Origin of the sequence: Streptomyces sp. NPDC008086, assembly GCF_042957325.1 — a bacterium.
GTDB lineage: Bacteria > Actinomycetota > Actinomycetes > Streptomycetales > Streptomycetaceae > Streptomyces.
Genome location: NZ_JBIBIA010000001.1, coordinates 877,491 through 892,940 on the forward strand (window position 1 = coordinate 877,491; position 15,450 = coordinate 892,940).

The following is a 15,450-nucleotide window of genomic DNA, read 5'->3' on the forward strand; positions in this document are numbered from 1 at the left end:
GGCGCGATCCGCCGGGGGTGCACGGGTGGCCGTGGGGCTGCCGGACCGTCGGGGGCTACGGGCAGCTGATCCGGGTGTCCCCGGGGTCCGTCGTGCAGACGTCCGTGCCGAGGCCGCCGTTGGCGGTGTCGTTGGCGGAGACGTTGTCGACGGTGACCAGGCGGTCGTTGCCGGAGTTGCCGAGCAGGGTGTCGCCGCCGGGGCCGCCGTTCAGGGTGTCGTTGTTCAGGCCGCCGTCGACCTGGTCGTTGCCGAAGTCGCCGTACACCGTGTCGGTGCCGGATCCGGCGTTGATCGTGTCGTTGCCGCCGAGACCGCAGATGACGTCGGTGCCGCTGGTGCCGGTCATGCTGTCGTTGCCGCTGGTGCCGATGCGGGTGCAGCCGCGGGCGTTGTTGACCGTGGTGGGGGCCGTAGTGGTGTTGTTGGCGGTGTCCGGGTCGCTCTGGGCGGCGGTCACGGTGGCCCGGTCGGTGAGGGTTCCCGTGGCCCTGGGTTCGACGACGACCGTCACGGTGGTGCGGGCGCCGGCGGCGAGGGTGCCGAGGGCGCAGGTGGCGCCGGTGGCGGAGGTGGTGCAGGTGCCCTGGCCCGGGGTGGCCGAGACCACGGTGGCGGCGGGACCGGTGAGCGTGTCGGTGAGGCTCGCGCCGGTGGCCGAGGTCGTGGTGCTGTTGTTGGCGATCGTCACGGTGTACGTGGCACGCTCGCCGATGCTGACGGTGCTCGTGCCGGTCTTGGTGACCGACAGGTCGACGCCGGCGGGCGGCGGGGGCGGCGGAGTGCCGACGCCGCCGAGGTAGCGGGCCATGACGCGCAGGCCGTTGCCGCTGTTGCCGAGGGCGACGAGCCTGCCGTCGGACTGGAGGGCGAGCGCGGTCAGCCGGTCGCCGGAGCCGAAGTCGGTGGTGGTACGGCCGTCCGTGCCGAACCCGGTGTCGAGAGTGCCGTCGGCGTTGAAGCGGGCGAGCAGGAAGTCACCGGGCTGCCCACTGCCGCCGGCGATGATCCGGTCGTCGGACTGGATCGCGAGGTCGTCCACGCCGGCCGTGCCGCCGAAGTCCGTGCTCGCGACACCGCCGGTGCCGAAGCCGGTGTCGCGGCTGCCGTCGAGGTTGTAGCGCACGAGCGCGAAGCGGCCTGCGCTGTATCCGCCGACGACGATCCTGCCGGTGGACTGGACGACCACGGAGTCGGCGGTGTTGTAGCCGCCCAGGTCGGTGGTGAGCTCGCCGTCGCCGCTGAAGGTGGTGTCCGGGCTGCCGTCGGGGTTGTAGCGCGCCACGGCGAGGTCGAAGAAGCTCTCGCCCTCGTAGCCGACCATGACGATCTTCCCGTTGGGTTGGAGGGCCAGGTCCCGCGCGGTCGCGGCGCCGCCGCCCGTGTCGGAGAACGTGGTGATGGTCAGGCCGTCACCGCCGCCGAACGTGCCGTCCGGGCTCCCGTCGGGCAGGTACCGCAGGACCGCGAACCAGCCGCCGGCCCGGGCTCCCACGACGATCCTCCCGTCGGGCTGCACCGCGACCCCTGCCGCGTCCTCGGCCCCGCCTGCCAGGCCGGGGCTGACCCAGCCGTCGCCGCCCCCGAAGGAGGTGTCGACGCTCCCGTCCGCGTTGTAGCGGGCCACCGTGAACCAGCAGCAGCCCGCGAACTCGTCGTCGGTCTCCTGGTGACGGCCGACCACGACGATCTTCCCGTCGGGCTGGACGGCCACGCCCTGGGCCACGTCGTTGCCGTTCTCGAAGTCGGTCACCACCTGGCCGTCGCCGCCGCCGAAGGAGGTGTCGACGCTGCCGTCGGCGTTGTGCCGGGTCAGCGCGAACTCGGCGTCGAGGTACTCGGGGTCCTGCTCCCATCCGACCGAGACGATTCTGCCGTCGGGCTGGACGGCGACGTCCTCGGCCTCGGCGTAGTTGGCGGTGCTGATGCTGACCCGTCCCCCGGTGCCGAACGTGGCATCCAGGTCACCGGGTGCGGCGAACGCGGCGTGCGGTACGGCGACGACGCACGCCAGCGCCATGGCCAGGGCGGCCAGGGCACGTAGGGATCCCCTCAGGGGAACAAGGATGGACATGAGCGTCAGGGTCCGGATGCGGCACGGCCGTCGCCGGGGGCTGGCCAGTGGATCGGCTCACTGGGCCGCAGAGTTCCACCCTGCGGGGTGATCGGTCCGACGATAGTGCCGGGCAGGCGGACGGCGGCCGGGCGCCCCGGACACGGCGGAACGCCACGTCCCTCACTGTTTCCCCAACAGCCCTTGTGCGTCACGCTGGTTGACGTCGAACCTGAACAGCACTCATTTTTCTTCGTCGCTCATCGGAGACACCCCCACCATGAGAAGACTGATCGGCACCCTCGCCGCCACCGCACTGGCCCTCACCGGCCTCACCACCACCGGCTCGGCCCCCGCGGCGGCCGCCACCACCGGCACCTTCAACGTTCTGACGTACAACGTCGCCGGACTGCCGGAAGGCCTGAGTTCCGGCAATCCGGAGAAGAACACCCCGTTGATCTCGCCGCGGCTGGCGGCGTACGACATCGTGAACGTCCAGGAGGACTTCAACTACCACGCGGCCCTGTACGCGGGCGACAACCACCCGTACCGCACGGCGACCAGCGGCGGCGTGCCCTTCGGCGACGGTCTCAACACGCTGTCGGACCATCCGTTCGAGGACTTCGAACGGGTGAAGTGGAACAAGTGCACCGGCACCAACTGCCTGACCCCGAAGGGCTTCTCGCTGGCCCGGGTCCGCCTCGCCGAGGGCGTCTTCGTGGACCTCTACAACGTCCACACCAACGCCGACGACACAGAGGACGCGCTGGCCGCCCGCCGCGCCAACGTCGAGCAGCTGTCGGACTTCATCCAGGCGAACTCGTCCGGCAACGCGGTGATCGTCATGGGCGACACCAACACCCGGTACACCCGCAGCGGCGACAACATCCGTACCCTCGCCGACGACAACGGCCTGACCGACGCGTGGGTACAGCTGGCCAAGGGAGGCGTCCGGCCGACGCAGGGCGCGGACGCGCTGCTGTGTCCGACGTCGGCGCCGCCGAACGACTGCGAGGTCGTCGACAAGGTCCTCTACCGCGGCAGCGAGCTCCTGACGCTGAACGCCACCCGGTACAACAACGAGTGGGCGTCGTTCCTGGACTCAGCGGGCGGCAACCTGTCCGACCACTTCCCGCACGCCGTCGACTTCTCCTACACCCTCGCCCCGTCCCTGAAGGCGAGCGACTTCTTCGGCGGCCCGCACGGCACGGCCTTCAACGACGCCGACGACCTGCCGGCCACCCCCTCGCCCCGCACCCTCACGCTGCGCGGCGCCTCCCGCCTGGACGCGGTGTCCCTCACGCACGACGGCGGCGCGACCCTCGCGCACGGCGGTACGGGCGGCACGGCCGCGTCCCTGACCCTGGCCTCCGGCGAGCACCTCACCTCCGCCAGGCTGACGCAGGGCCAGAAGGACGGCCGTACCCGGATCTTCTCGGCCGCCTTCACGACCGACAAGGGCCGCACGCTGTCCTCCGGTACGGCGACCTCGGACGCCAGGACCTTCACGGCACCCTCGGGCTGGCAGATCGTCGGGTTCACGGGGCGGGCCGGTGGCGAGGTCGACAAGCTGGGGGTGCTGTACGCGCCGATCGGCTGATCACCGCCGTACGCGGGAGCCGTCACCTCACTCACTGCGCAGCACCTCGGCCACCGTCAGCCGCCCCGCCCGCCGTGCCGGAACCAGCGCGCCCAGCACGGCGATCGCCAGCCCCGCGAGGGCGAGCGCGGTCAGGACCGGGGCCTGCCAGACGTCGGTCATGTGGGCGGGCAGGGTGAGGTCGACGGCTCCCGCCATGCGCGGGATCACCAGCTGGTGGCCGGCCATGCCCAGCGGGATACCGAGCAGGGAGCCGATCGCGCCGAGGACCGCCATCGACGTCACCGTCATCACCGTGACCTGACGTGGTGTCATGCCGATCGACTTCAGCATGCCCAAGTCCCGCCTGCGGTCACGGGTGTTGAGGACGACCGTGTTGAAGACGCCCAGTGCGGCGACGACGGCGAGCATCAGGGTGAGGGCGGTGGCGGAGCCGACGATCGTCTGGGTGATCGTGTTCGCGCCCCGCACGTCCGGGGTGATCCCAGGGTCGGCCGCCCGGGCGGCGCGGGCGTAGGCGGCCGGGTCGGTGCCCTCGCGGAGTCGGACGTGGTAGGCGATGGGCTTCTCGTCAGGTGCCAGCGCCGTCAGCGTCGGCCAGTCGGCGACCACCACCCGGGCGTTGCTCTCCATGAACTCCCCGACGACCAGCACCCGTTCGATGCGGCCGCCCTTCTCCAGACCGACCCGGTCACCGACCCGCACGCCGTTCTGCCGCAGGAAGGCCGAACCGGCCACGATCTCGCCGCCGCCCCGCGACCACCTGCCGTCCGTGAGCACGCCGTCCAGCCGGGTACGGTCGCCGCGCCGCCCTTCGAGGACGACCGGATGCGCCGAGCCCACGAGGCGTACGTCGACGGAGGCCCGGGCGGTGACCTCGGTGGCGCCGGGCAACCCGCCGAGCAGCGAGGCGAGTTCACGGTCGTCGTGCTCCGGCCTGATCTCCTTGCCGTTCTTGAAGTTCGAGGCGTACACGGTGACCTGGTAGGCGTCCCGGCCGGCCTCGCCGAACCGGGTCATCGTCGTGGCTAGCCCGGTCGCGAAGGTGACCGTGGTGACGCCGAGGACGACGGCGGCGAGCGTGAGGGCGCTGCGCCCGGGCCGGGCGAACGGCAGACCCATGCCCAGGCTCACCGAGCGCGGCAGCCTGCTGCCGGCCAGCCGGCGCTGGACGCCGAGGGCGCGCCCGGCACGCGGGGCGCTGCCCGCGCTGATCGCCCGCGCCGCCGACATCCGGTGGGCGCGCAGCGCCGGGGCGAGCGCGGCGAGGAGGCACACGGCGGGCATGCCGAGCAGCGTGACGGCGTTGATCCAGGGGGCGATCCCTACGGTGTCGTGGAAGACCCCGGCGTCGGGGCCCGTGAACACGAACCCGAAGAAGGGGCGGGCGAGCAGGTTGCCCGCGGCGGTACCGAGCGCACAGCCGGCCGCGGCCGGCACGGAGATCATCGTGAGGTAGACGGCGACCACCTGCCCCGGTGTGAAGCCGAGCGCCTTGAGCACGCCGATGTGCCGGAAGCCGGAGATGACGGCGCCGCTGACCACGTTGGCGATGATGAGGACCGCGACCGCGATGCCGAGGACGCCGAAGGCCATCAGATAGGGCGTGTACGCCCGTGCCGAGCTGCTCACCTGGTGCTTCAGGGCGAGATACGACCGTGCGGCGGTGAGCGCGTCCGCCGGGAGACCGTCGGTCACCGCGGCCAGTCGGGTGCGCAGCCGGTCGTCGCTCGAGGCGTCGGGGAAGCGGAACAGCATCTGGGTGGCCGTCGGGTGCAGCGCGTCGATCTGCGCGGGCGCGACCCAGGCGTCGGCGGTCCGGCTCAGGTCGAAGGCGAACCCGACGACGGTGAGGGCGGGGCCGCCCGGGGGCATCGGGAGCCGTTTGCCGAGATCGTCCGCGGTCCAGTCGGACTGCCGGTTCAGGACGATCTCGCCGGGCCGGGTGGCCCAGCGGCCCGCCCACAGGTCCAGCCGGTCCACGGGGCCCTCGGGTTCGGCGCGGCCGACGACCGTGATCTCGGTACCGAGGCCGAAACTCATGCTGCCGTCCGGGAGTTCGACCGTGGCCTGGGCGTAGGGACCGGCGGCGGCCTCGACGCCGGGCTTCCGCGCGGCCCGTGCCAGCTGTGCGTCGGAGACCTCCGCGGGGTCGAAGGCGGCCACGACGTGCGGGCCGCGCTGCCGGTCGAAGGCCCTGTCGAAGGGGGCGGAGGCCGCGTCGAGCAGGCCCAGGGCGACCACCATGGCCGCCGTCGAGGTCAGGGTGACCAGCGCGATGACGAGAGTCTGGAGCCTGCGCCGCCGTACCGCCGCGCGGGCGGCGCGCCACACGGCCCTCATGCGGACGGCTCCAGGGTGTGCTCGCCGGTGACCCGGCCGTCTCCGAACTCGATCAGCCGGCCGGCGCAGCGGCGGGCGAGATGCTCGTCGTGGGTGACCAGCACCAGGGTCTGGCCGATCTGGTTGAGGTCGAGCAGCAGGTCCATGACCTGTTCCCCGGAGCCGCTGTCCAGGGCGCCGGTCGGCTCGTCGGCGAGCAGCAGGGCGGGGCGGTTCATCAACGCCCGTGCCACGGCGACGCGTTGGCGTTCGCCGCCGCTGAGCACGGCGGGGTAGGCGCGCTGCCGGTCGGCGATGCCGAGCTCGTCGAAGAGTTCCAGGGCGCGTCGCCGGGCCTGTCGTGCGGGCGTGCCGGTGAGCTGGGCGGCCAGGGCGACGTTGTCGAGGGCCGACAGGTCGTCGATGAGGTTGAAGAACTGGAAGATCATGCCGATCCGCCGGCGCCGGTACAGGGCGAGTCCCTTCTCGCTCAGCTCCCCCACGTTCTCGCCGTGCACGACGACCTCACCGCCCGTGGGCCGGTCCAGCCCGGCGATCATGTTCAGGAGCGTGGACTTCCCGCACCCCGACGGCCCCATCACCGCGACCGCCTCCCCGGCCCTGATCTCCAGCGACACCCCGGCCAACGCCGCCGTCTCGCCGTACTCCTTGCGCACGCCGTCGAGCCGTACGACGACCTCTCCCCTGCTGTCCTCAGTGACCATGGACAGGACGCTACGAGGCGGGACCGGGTCCGGGCATCCCTCCCCGGATGGCATCCGGCCGCTCGTCTCATCCCGGGGATGCAGGGCCTGCATCCCCGGGCCGATGCGGACACGGTGATCGTCTGCCAGGGTGAACCCCATGGGGGAGGACTGGGAGACGAACGGCCTCGTGGTGGCGCTCGCGCTGGCGTGTGCCGCCGTTCTCGTGCTGGGTGTCGCGCTGTCGCGGACGCGGCGCCGCTGGCGGGACGCCGTCGGGGAGCGCGGCTGGCTGCTGGAACTGGAGCGGGAGCGCGCGTCGCGGGCCGCGGTCGCGGCCGAACGGGACCGGATCGCCCGCGAGTTGCACGACATCGTCAGCCACAACGTCAGCCTCATGGTCGTCCAGGCCAGTGCGGCCCGCGAGGTGCTCGGCACGATGCCGGACGAGGCCGCGGCGGCGCTGCGGGCGGTGGAGGACGCGGGGCGGGGCGCGATGACGGACCTGCGGCATCTGCTGGGGCTGCTGGCACCGTCGCCGAGCGGCGAGGACGACGACGTGGACGACGGCCCGCGCGACGACGCCGCCGCGGCCGACCTCACCCCGCAGCCGGGCCTGGACCGGCTGGGCCAACTCGTCGACCGGGTCTCGTTCGCGGGCCTGCCCGTCGAGGTCCGGGTCTCCGGCGAACCCCGCCCGCTCCCGCAGGGCATCGCCGTCACGGCCTACCGCATCATCCAGGAGGCGCTCACGAACGCCCTCAGACACGGCGACGGCGGCAAGGCCGAGGTCACCGTGCGCTACGCCGACCACGCGCTGCGCGTGGAGGTCCTCAGCACCGGCCCGAGCGTCCTCACCGGGGACGCCCCGCCGCCGGTGGCCCGGCAGGGGACGGGGCGCGGGCTGCTGGGGCTGCGGGAGCGGGTCGCGGTGTACGGCGGTGACCTGGACGCCCGTCGGCGCCTCGGCGGCGGGTACCGGGTCCGGGCGCGCATCCCGATGGACCGCCCGTGACGGCGCCCCGGGTGCTGGTCGTCGACGACCAGACGCTGATCCGGACCGGTTTCCGGCTGATCCTCACCTCACGCGGCATCGATGTGGTGGGCGAGGCCGCGGACGGCGCGGAGGCGGTGTCGCTCGCACGCGAGCTTGCGCCGGACGTCGTGCTGATGGACATCCGGATGCCGACGATGGACGGCCTGGAGGCGACCCGCCGCATCCTCCGGCACTCCCCCGACTGCCGGGTGCTGATGCTCACCACCTTCGACCTGGACCAGTACGTGTACACGGCCCTGTCGATCGGAGCGAGCGGCTTCCTGCTCAAGGACGTCACCCCGGAGCACCTGGCGGCCGCGGTACGCCTGGTCACCACCGGCGACGCGCTCCTCGCCCCCTCCATCACCCGCCGGCTGGTGGAACGCTTCGCGGCCACGGCCCCCGCGGCCCCGCCACCCACCTCCCTGGCCGCGCTCACCCCACGGGAGCTGGAGGTCCTGACCCTGCTGGGCCGGGGCCTGTCCAACACGGAGCTGGCCGAGCACCTCACCCTCAGCGAGGCGACCGTGAAGTCCCATGTGGCCCGCATCTTCTCGAAGCTGGGTCTGCGCGACCGGGCGCAGGCGGTGGTGCTGGCGTACGAGACGGGCCTGGTGAAGCCGGGACCGGACTGAGCCCCCCCGACCTCGGGGTCCTAGGGGTTTTAGGCAATAAACTAGCCCCCACAGCAACGGAGGTCCCCCATGCCCCGAGCGGGTCTCACCGCCGACCGCATCACCTCGGCCGCCGCCGACCTGGCCGACGAGGTCGGCTTCGAGAAGGTCAGTCTGTCGGCTCTGGCGCGGCAGTTCGGCGTGAAGGACGCGAGCCTGTACTCGCATGTCAGGAACCTTCAGGATCTCAGGACGCGGATGGCGTTGCTCGCGGGCGGGGAGATGATCGACCGGATCGCGCTGGCGGTCGCGGGACGGGCGGGCAAGGACGCGCTGAGGGCGTTCGCCGACGCCTACCGGGAGTACGCCCTCCAGCACCCGGGCCGCTACGCGGCGACCCAGATCCGGATCGACCAGTCCCTCGTCGCCGACTCCCCCGCCATGCGCCGTACCGCCGAGATCACGTACGGCGTGCTCCGCGCGTACGGCCTGGACGAACCCGATCTCACCGACGCCGTCCGCCTGTTGCGCAGCACCTTCCACGGCTACTGCGCGCTGGAGTCGACGGGCGCCTTCGGCGCTCCCCGGGCCGTGCAGGAGTCCTGGGAGCGCGCTGTCGACGCCCTGCACGTGGCGCTCGTGAACTGGCCGCGCGGCGGGCAGGGCCGACACCCCGCCCCAGGTGCCACGCTGACCACTTAGACTGGAAGCTTCGCGGAGGTCACACTCCGCCACGGGGGAGGGAGCCGGTCATGTCCCAACAGCAGCTCGGACGCGGCCCCTTGAGGTCCCGTCAGCCCCGACAGTCGGGTCCCACCCCGCCCGCCCCCGACGAGGAACCCTCGGACGGCTCGCCTCCCGCCCGCTTCGTCGGCTGGCTCGGCGGCCTCGGGGCGGTGGCGGCCGGGTACGGCGTGTTCCAGTTCCTGTTCAGTGTGCTGCCCGACTCGATCGACGGGGCGGCGGCCCGGTATCTGATCTCCGGGGTCAGCGGGCTCGGCACCTTCGTCGCGGCGTGGCTGGCTGCCGCGCTGCTGCGGGCCCGGACCGCGGCGTCCGCGGGGCAGACGCAGGCCCCCGCCGTCGGACCGGCCGCGATGGCACCGGGCGCGCCCGGCCCGCTCCCGCGGGTGTTCGCCTCCGCCTACGAAGCCCTCGTCGACCAGGTGTCCGTCGTGGAGGACCCGCAGCGCGGGCGGCTCACCGGCTGGCCGCACTCCCTCGGCGAGAACACACCCTCCCGGCCCACCCCCGTCGGCACCGCGTACGGCCTGCACATCATGCTCGACCTGGGCGTGCCCGACGGCCGGCTGAGCACCGGCGACCTGGTGGACACGCTGTGGCGGCTGCGGCTGCCGGGCGGCGGATGGTCGGCGCGCTCGCAGGGGTCCGAGGCACGGCCGGAGGTCACCGCGCTGGTGCTGGGCGCGCTGGCCCGGGCGGGCACCTCGGCCGAGCGGCTGGCGGCGGAGGTGGACCGGTGCACGAGCGGATTCACCCGGCAACTCGACCGCGCCGGACTGGAGTCGACGCATGTCGTGACGACCGTGCTGCGCGGACTGCTGCGCGCCGCGCCCCGCTCCGAGCTCCTGCCGGCGCTGCGCGAGGCCCTCGCGGACGGCGCCATCAGCGACCCGCGCCGCGAGCATCTGCGCTGCTGGGGCTACCGGCTCCAGCCGCCGTACGGCAGACCGTCACCCCTGCACACCGCGCAGGCCGTCGTCGCCCTCGACCGGGCCGCCCGGGTCCTGGGCGAGGACTCCGACGCACGCGCCGCACGGGCGCGGACCGCCCGCGAGGACGGCGTCCGCTGGCTGCTGTCCTGCCCGGACGCGCCGCACGACACCTGCCCGGACCTGGAGAACCTGCACGAGGAGGTGCGCCGTCCCCGCACGGACGACCCCTCGCGCCACGAGGTTCTGAACGTACGGCACTTCACCGCCTCCTGGCTGGCCCGCGCCCTCCTGTCGCCGGGCGCGCTGGAGATCGCCCGCGCGGACGGTCTTGAGGACGAGTGGCGGGTCCGGCTGGAGGGTGCCGTCGCCGCGGTGTGGGCGGGGCAGACGGACGGCATCTGGTCCTGGGGGCTGGGTGACAGCACCGAGCTGCGGCGGCCCATGTGGATGACCTATCAAGGTCTTTCCGCGCTGCGCGGGCATGCCGTATGGATGTATGAGCCGGGTGGGTGAACCCGGCGGAGACGAGCGGGCGTTGGAAGGTGGGTGCATGGGCGGTCGGCACGTCCTGGCGGCGCGGCGGTTGCTGGCGGGGGCGCTGGACGGTGAACTGCCCGAGCACGCACTCGCGGCCGAGGCGCGCCGCGTCGTGTGCGAACTCGGCGCCGACGACCGCCTGTTGGAGCTGATCGACGATCTCGCCTCCGGCGCGGGTGATCCGGAGGGGTGCGCACGGCTGTCGTACCGCCATGTCCTGGGCTTCGACAAGCTGCTGCTGATCGACGGCGGTCCGCGCCGGATGCTGCGCGCCCATGTGTGGCATCCGGGGGCGGGCACGATCGGCAAGGAGGACATCCACAACCACCGTTCGCCGCTGGCGTCCTATGTCGTGCGGGGGCGGCTGGCCATGGAGTTGTACGAGGTCGACGACCGGCTGGGGGGTCTCGCGGCGGCCCGTTACGAGGAGTCGCTGGCGGAGCGGTCGGCGGACTGGACACTGAGGCCGGCCGGTCCGGCGCGGCTGCGGCTGACGCACCTGGGGCAGTACGCGGCGGGCAGTTCGTACGCGCTGCCCGCGGACACCCTGCACCGGGCGTGGTGCGACACGGACGAGCCGACGGTGACGCTGTTCCTGGAGACGGGCGCCGAACGGCGGCGGCACACCGATGTGTTCACGGCGGTGGGCCCGCATCCGGGCGCGGTGGCGAAGGTGCCGCTGGATGTGCGGGACTACCTGGAGGCGTTGAGCGATCTGGCGGAACGGCTCGGGGGCTTGTGAGGGCTCACGGCCCACCCCGCCCGCCGGGCCGCTTGGTGCGCCGGGCGGGCGGGGCCGGCCGGCCCGTCACGGGAGTTTCACGAACGGCGACAGGAACGCGCGGGCGCCCGAGGTGTCCAGACGGTACGTCACGTTCGTCGCGTAGCACGGGGTGTCCCCGGTGATCGTGGTGGCGGCCAGGACGTTCTTGCCGCCGATCGACGCGAAGTTGGGGCCGCCCGAGTCGCCGTAGCAGGCACCGCCGTTGCCCTGCGGCGCGGTCATGGCCAGGCGTGCCCAGGAGTCGTTGAGGGCGTCGAAGGTGACGGGCGCCTTCATGCGGACGCCGCCGCCGGGGTGGGTCTGCCCGCCCGGTCCGTTGGCGGCCTCCTGGGTGCCGTATCCGGCGACGAACCAGTCAGTGGCGTTCAGGCCCCGCGGTCCGAGCGCGCCGAGCTGGTTCGCGGTGGGCAGGGTGGCCGGCGTGAAGGTCCACCGGGACTTGACCTTCGCGGCGGGCAGTTCGATCACCGAGATGTCATGGGTGTCGGACGCGGGCCCCGGGAAGTCGGGGTGGCTGTGCGCGGTGCCCTCGACGGCGACGGCCCTCGCCTGGGCGGCCGGGTCGCCGGGGTACTTCCTGGCGGCGGCGTCGAGGCCGGCCTGCACGTCCTGGTCCAGGGACACGTAGAACCTCACGTTGTCGGGCCAGTCGGTGGTGCAGTGCGCGGCCGTCAGGAAGGTGTCCGCGTCGATCATGGTGCCGGAGCAGACCCAGTCGACCCGGTCCGGGGTCGCGGGATCGCCGTCGTTGTCCCAGGTGGCCACGAGCGCGCCGACCTCGGTGCGTTCGGGTGCGGGCGTCGCGTTGTACGAGTTGATGGCCGAGGACGGCAGCGCCGTGGCGAGCACGGCCGCACAGGCCGCCGCGGTGACGGCGGTGGCGCGTATGGCTGACAAAAGAACTGACCCTTCTGCAGGTGAGCTTGGGTGTTCTCCTGTGGGGGTGCGCCAAGTGAAACGTCTGGGGGCGGCGGCGACAAGAGCGTGCCCGCTCCCGCAGGGTTTTCCCTATGCGAAGGCCTGTCGCACGATGTCGAGGTTGTACGCGTCGATCTCCACGCCGGTCAGCTCGGACCGGCCGAGCCAGCGCGCGTCCTGATCCGGCTCGGGGAGGGTGACGCTCGCGGACAACGGCCTGACCAGGAAGTTGTCCTGCCAGTTCTTGATCTCGTGCCCTCGGTAGTCGCTGACGAAGGACGACTCGCCGACCTTGCGGACGATCTCGCCGAGCAGTCCGGTCTCTTCCTTCAGCTCCCGCAGCGCGCCGTCCTCGGGACTCTCACCGGGCTCCAGCTTCCCGCAGGGAACGCCCCACACCCGGGGCAGGAACCGCTCCTTCACACTGCGGCGCACCAGAAGCACCCGCTGCTTGTCGTCCATCACGACGGCGGCCGCCAGTCGCCTGTCGCCGGGGATGTCCATGGTCATGGTTCCTCGGTCCCTCGCCGGTGATGAGTCCAAAGGGTCTGATACCCGGGAAACAGTCAACGGTAACAGGAACCGACCGTACGTCGCTGTGAGTCAGGTCGCCTCCCGGCGGCTGAGCGCGTCCACGGCGTCGTAGGACGGAACCGCCCCACCGGGCGCCCTCCCCTCCCTGATCTCCCCGACCGCCTCCAGCGCGGCGCCCAGCGCCCTTCGGTAGAGCAGCGAGCCGAGGCTGACGCGGCGCACGCCGAGGTCGGCGAGCTGAGGGAGGGTGGGGCCGGTCGGGGTGTAGAGGATGTTCAGGGGGACGGCGAGATGCTTCACCAGCGCGCCGATCTCCCGGGGTCCGGTGACTCCGGGTACGAACACGCAGTCGGTGCCGGCCTGTTGATAGGCGTCGAGCCGGTCGAGCGTCCCCTCTCCGTCGCCCAGCCAGTACGTGTCGGTGCGGGCGTTGACGAAGAGGCCTGGTGCGGCCGCCTTGACGGCCTGGATCTTCGCGGCGTGCAGGGTGGGCGAGCCAAGTCGGTCCTCCAGGTTGATGCCGACGGCGCCGACGGCCGCCAGCTCCCGGGCGAACTCCGCCACCTTCTCCGGGTCTTCGCTGTATCCGTCCTCCGCGTCGACGGAGAGGAGGTACGGATCGGAGCCGAGGGCGAGGGCCAACCGGAGGGTCTCGTCGCGGGTGTCCGACGTCCCGTCGGGCAGACCGGCGGCCGCGGCGACACCGAGGCTCGTCGTGCCGATCGCCCGGAAGCCCCGGTCGGCGAATGCCCTCGCCGAGGCGTGGTCCCAGGCGTTGGGGAGGAGGAGGGGGGTGTCCGTGTGGTGAAGTGCGGCGAAGGTGGTCATGGCCGGGATCCTGTGGTGTGCGGGTTCGGTGGGGGTCGGGGGTGCCTGCGGCGGCCTGTGCCAGTTCGGTGGGGGTGCGCGTTTTTGCGCAGTTCCCCGCGCCCCTGATGCCTGCGGCGGCCTGTGCGGGTTCGGTGAGGGTGCGCGTAGCGCCTGCGGGTGCGTTGTGGGTCGGGGCCGCGCCGGGGGGTGTCCGTCCTCGGTCCGGCGGCTCGGTGGGCTGGAGGGTGAGCGGTGTCGGACGCCGGCCGCTGCGGGCGGACACCCCCCGACGCGTCCCCTTCCCGCCGTACGCGACCGCGGGTGCGTGGGGGTATGCCGCCCTCGCGGGTTCCGTCAACACGCTAGGCGCCCATCGTTTCGGTGCCGGCCGAAGTGATCCCGAACACATCCTTGAATCTTCAGCAACCCGATCTGCACTCGGCGGCGACCGCAGGGCATGACTTCCGGACGACACTCGACGCCTGGCCATCGCCGGTCCCACGCGGCCCGCAAGCCCCTCATCGCGGGCCTCGCCGCCACCGCCGCCCTGGTCGGAACCTGGTACGCCACCGCCGGCGCCGCCACGAGCACCGCCCCCGAGCTCACGCCGACGACCACCACGCTGAGCCTGCCGGCCAAGTTCCCGTACCTGTCGGCCGGTTACAACAACACCCGTGAGTGGACGCGTACGGCGACCGCGGTGGCCCCGAACGGCACCCTGCGCGTCGCGTGGCCCGCCGCGGACGGCGTCCACGTCACCCCGTTGACCGCTTCCGGCAAGCGGTCGGGCGCGGACACGCTCGTCAAGGGCACGAAGGAGGTCGGCGGGCTCGTCGCGCACAACGACGGCTTCGCGCTGCTCACCCGGGTCGCCGACACCAACAAGTGGAAGGAGACCGCCGCCGCGATCGTGCGCTACACCAACGGCAGGCAGACCTTTCGCACCAAGCTGACCGGCACCGCCACGAACGACACGTCACCGGCCCTGGACGGCCAGCTCACCTGGAACGGCACCAAGTACGGCGCCTACTTCGTCGTGCACGGCGCGGGCGGCTTCGCCGACGGGCACTTCGGCGACAAGCTGTCGTACGTCAGCGCCAAGGGCGCGAAGCTCAGCGGCGGCTGGAGCTGGGGGTGCAGCCACAACGAGGGCATCGCCCTGCATGCCGAGAAGACCGGGGCCTTCACGTCCCTGTGCTTCGACGACTGGCGTTCGGGGCTGTTCGTGTCGACGGGGATCGGCGCACCCGACAACGCCCCGGTGGTGCAGCGCGAGCAGTGCTGGGCGGGTTACTGCGGCGGCACGTTCGCGGGGCGTACCGGTGACCTGGTGAAGTCCTCCGGCGGGCGCTATGCCACCGCGTTCGCCTCGCGCGGCGCCGCGTCGGCGAAGAAGAACCCCGCCGACTCGTCCGGCCGCGGCTGGTCGGTCGCCCCGAAGACCAGCACCCACCAGGTGGCGGTCGCCTTCCTCAAGAACCGCAACTCCGGTCCCGGCAAGGCGATCCAGCTCTCCGACACCAAGGGCACGGAGCATGTCAACGTCCACCTCGCCCCGTACGGCAAGGACCGGCTGCTGCTGTCCTGGGAGTCGCTGAAGAACGCCAAGTGCAAGGCCGGGACCTGCACCGGCACCTTCACGGGGACGAACTTCCGGCTCATCGACTGGAACGGCAGGTTCAGAAGCGCCACGAAGGTCGTCGGCACACGGATCACCGGCGACCTCGCGGTCCAGAAGGACGGCACGCTGACCTGGGCGTCCGTGCCCGTGAAGCCGTCGTACGCGACGCCGCTCACCGGGGCGTCGCCGACCACGACGACCCTGCGGACAGCCCGTCTCAAGCCCTGAGGTCCCCGGGAAG

Annotated in this window: 13 protein-coding genes; 7 read left to right on the forward strand and 6 right to left on the reverse strand. The window is 72.5% G+C overall.

All coding sequences use genetic code 11. The annotated features are described in order from the left end of the window. Positions 1 to 55 precede the first annotated feature (55 nt). Entirely contained in the window at positions 56 to 2,074 is a 2,019-nt protein-coding gene (locus tag ACFZBP_RS03785; protein WP_391409635.1) for a calcium-binding protein, read from the reverse strand. Positions 2,075 to 2,333: 259 nt separating this feature from the next. On the opposite strand from ACFZBP_RS03785, the gene ACFZBP_RS03790 reads away from it, so the two are divergent. After that, on the forward strand, positions 2,334 to 3,653 hold the full coding sequence (locus tag ACFZBP_RS03790; protein ID WP_391409637.1) for a jacalin-like lectin: 1,320 nt from the start codon (positions 2,334 to 2,336) through the stop codon (positions 3,651 to 3,653). A gap of 27 nt (positions 3,654 to 3,680) precedes the next feature. On the opposite strand, the gene ACFZBP_RS03795 is transcribed toward ACFZBP_RS03790, so the two are convergent. Both ACFZBP_RS03795 and ACFZBP_RS03800 read right to left on the reverse strand, forming a co-directional pair. Beyond that, positions 3,681 to 5,996, reverse strand: coding sequence for an FtsX-like permease family protein (locus tag ACFZBP_RS03795; protein ID WP_391409639.1), 2,316 nt, complete (start codon positions 5,994 to 5,996; stop codon positions 3,681 to 3,683). After that, positions 5,993 to 6,700 (reverse strand): ABC transporter ATP-binding protein, encoded by a 708-nt coding sequence (locus tag ACFZBP_RS03800; protein ID WP_383446428.1) that lies wholly within the window; start codon positions 6,698 to 6,700, stop codon positions 5,993 to 5,995. Before ACFZBP_RS03800 ends, ACFZBP_RS03795 begins: the two co-directional genes overlap by 4 nt. A gap of 139 nt (positions 6,701 to 6,839) precedes the next feature. On the opposite strand from ACFZBP_RS03800, the gene ACFZBP_RS03805 reads away from it, so the two are divergent. The 5 genes from ACFZBP_RS03805 to ACFZBP_RS03825 all read left to right on the forward strand — a co-directional run bounded on the left by ACFZBP_RS03805 (position 6,840) and on the right by ACFZBP_RS03825 (position 11,284). Beyond that, entirely contained in the window at positions 6,840 to 7,694 is an 855-nt protein-coding gene (locus tag ACFZBP_RS03805; protein ID WP_391409641.1) for a histidine kinase, read from the forward strand. Beyond that, entirely contained in the window at positions 7,691 to 8,350 is a 660-nt protein-coding gene (locus ACFZBP_RS03810; protein ID WP_383446420.1) for a response regulator, read from the forward strand. Before ACFZBP_RS03805 ends, ACFZBP_RS03810 begins: the two co-directional genes overlap by 4 nt. Before the next feature lie 69 nt (positions 8,351 to 8,419). Further along, positions 8,420 to 9,031 (forward strand): WHG domain-containing protein, encoded by a 612-nt coding sequence (locus ACFZBP_RS03815; RefSeq protein WP_391409644.1) that lies wholly within the window; start codon positions 8,420 to 8,422, stop codon positions 9,029 to 9,031. A 50-nt stretch (positions 9,032 to 9,081) separates the two neighbouring features. Further along, positions 9,082 to 10,518, forward strand: coding sequence for a hypothetical protein (locus ACFZBP_RS03820; protein WP_383446414.1), 1,437 nt, complete (start codon positions 9,082 to 9,084; stop codon positions 10,516 to 10,518). A 37-nt stretch (positions 10,519 to 10,555) separates the two neighbouring features. Then, positions 10,556 to 11,284 (forward strand): hypothetical protein, encoded by a 729-nt coding sequence (locus ACFZBP_RS03825; RefSeq protein ID WP_383446411.1) that lies wholly within the window; start codon positions 10,556 to 10,558, stop codon positions 11,282 to 11,284. 66 nt (positions 11,285 to 11,350) lie between these two features. Here ACFZBP_RS03825 and ACFZBP_RS03830 read toward each other — a convergent pair whose 3' ends face one another. The 3 genes from ACFZBP_RS03830 to ACFZBP_RS03840 form a co-directional block, all read right to left on the reverse strand. Further along, positions 11,351 to 12,223 (reverse strand): trypsin-like serine protease, encoded by an 873-nt coding sequence (locus ACFZBP_RS03830; protein ID WP_391409646.1) that lies wholly within the window; start codon positions 12,221 to 12,223, stop codon positions 11,351 to 11,353. A 111-nt stretch (positions 12,224 to 12,334) separates the two neighbouring features. Continuing rightward, positions 12,335 to 12,754, reverse strand: a complete 420-nt coding sequence (locus ACFZBP_RS03835) for an NUDIX hydrolase (protein WP_372497398.1) — start codon at positions 12,752 to 12,754, stop codon at positions 12,335 to 12,337. 93 nt (positions 12,755 to 12,847) lie between these two features. Further along, positions 12,848 to 13,606, reverse strand: a complete 759-nt coding sequence (locus ACFZBP_RS03840) for an isocitrate lyase/phosphoenolpyruvate mutase family protein (RefSeq protein ID WP_391409649.1) — start codon at positions 13,604 to 13,606, stop codon at positions 12,848 to 12,850. Positions 13,607 to 14,045: 439 nt separating this feature from the next. Here ACFZBP_RS03840 and ACFZBP_RS03845 point away from each other — a divergent pair, with 439 nt between their 5' ends. Continuing rightward, positions 14,046 to 15,437 carry a hypothetical protein gene (locus tag ACFZBP_RS03845; protein WP_391409651.1) on the forward strand — a complete coding sequence of 464 codons (1,392 nt, stop codon included), beginning with the start codon at positions 14,046 to 14,048 and terminating at the stop codon, positions 15,435 to 15,437. Positions 15,438 to 15,450: the final 13 nt, after the last annotated feature.

Coding starts and splice junctions, on each gene's coding strand:
- ACFZBP_RS03785 (WP_391409635.1), bottom strand. CDS start 2,074: ATGTCCATCCTTGTTCCCCTGAGGGGATCCCTACGTGCCCTGGCCGCC.
- ACFZBP_RS03790 (WP_391409637.1), top strand. CDS start 2,334: ATGAGAAGACTGATCGGCACCCTCGCCGCCACCGCACTGGCCCTCACC.
- ACFZBP_RS03795 (WP_391409639.1), bottom strand. CDS start 5,996: ATGAGGGCCGTGTGGCGCGCCGCCCGCGCGGCGGTACGGCGGCGCAGG.
- ACFZBP_RS03800 (WP_383446428.1), bottom strand. CDS start 6,700: ATGGTCACTGAGGACAGCAGGGGAGAGGTCGTCGTACGGCTCGACGGC.
- ACFZBP_RS03805 (WP_391409641.1), top strand. CDS start 6,840: ATGGGGGAGGACTGGGAGACGAACGGCCTCGTGGTGGCGCTCGCGCTG.
- ACFZBP_RS03815 (WP_391409644.1), top strand. CDS start 8,420: ATGCCCCGAGCGGGTCTCACCGCCGACCGCATCACCTCGGCCGCCGCC.
- ACFZBP_RS03820 (WP_383446414.1), top strand. CDS start 9,082: ATGTCCCAACAGCAGCTCGGACGCGGCCCCTTGAGGTCCCGTCAGCCC.
- ACFZBP_RS03825 (WP_383446411.1), top strand. CDS start 10,556: ATGGGCGGTCGGCACGTCCTGGCGGCGCGGCGGTTGCTGGCGGGGGCG.
- ACFZBP_RS03835 (WP_372497398.1), bottom strand. CDS start 12,754: ATGACCATGGACATCCCCGGCGACAGGCGACTGGCGGCCGCCGTCGTG.
- ACFZBP_RS03840 (WP_391409649.1), bottom strand. CDS start 13,606: ATGACCACCTTCGCCGCACTTCACCACACGGACACCCCCCTCCTCCTC.
- ACFZBP_RS03845 (WP_391409651.1), top strand. CDS start 14,046: ATGACTTCCGGACGACACTCGACGCCTGGCCATCGCCGGTCCCACGCG.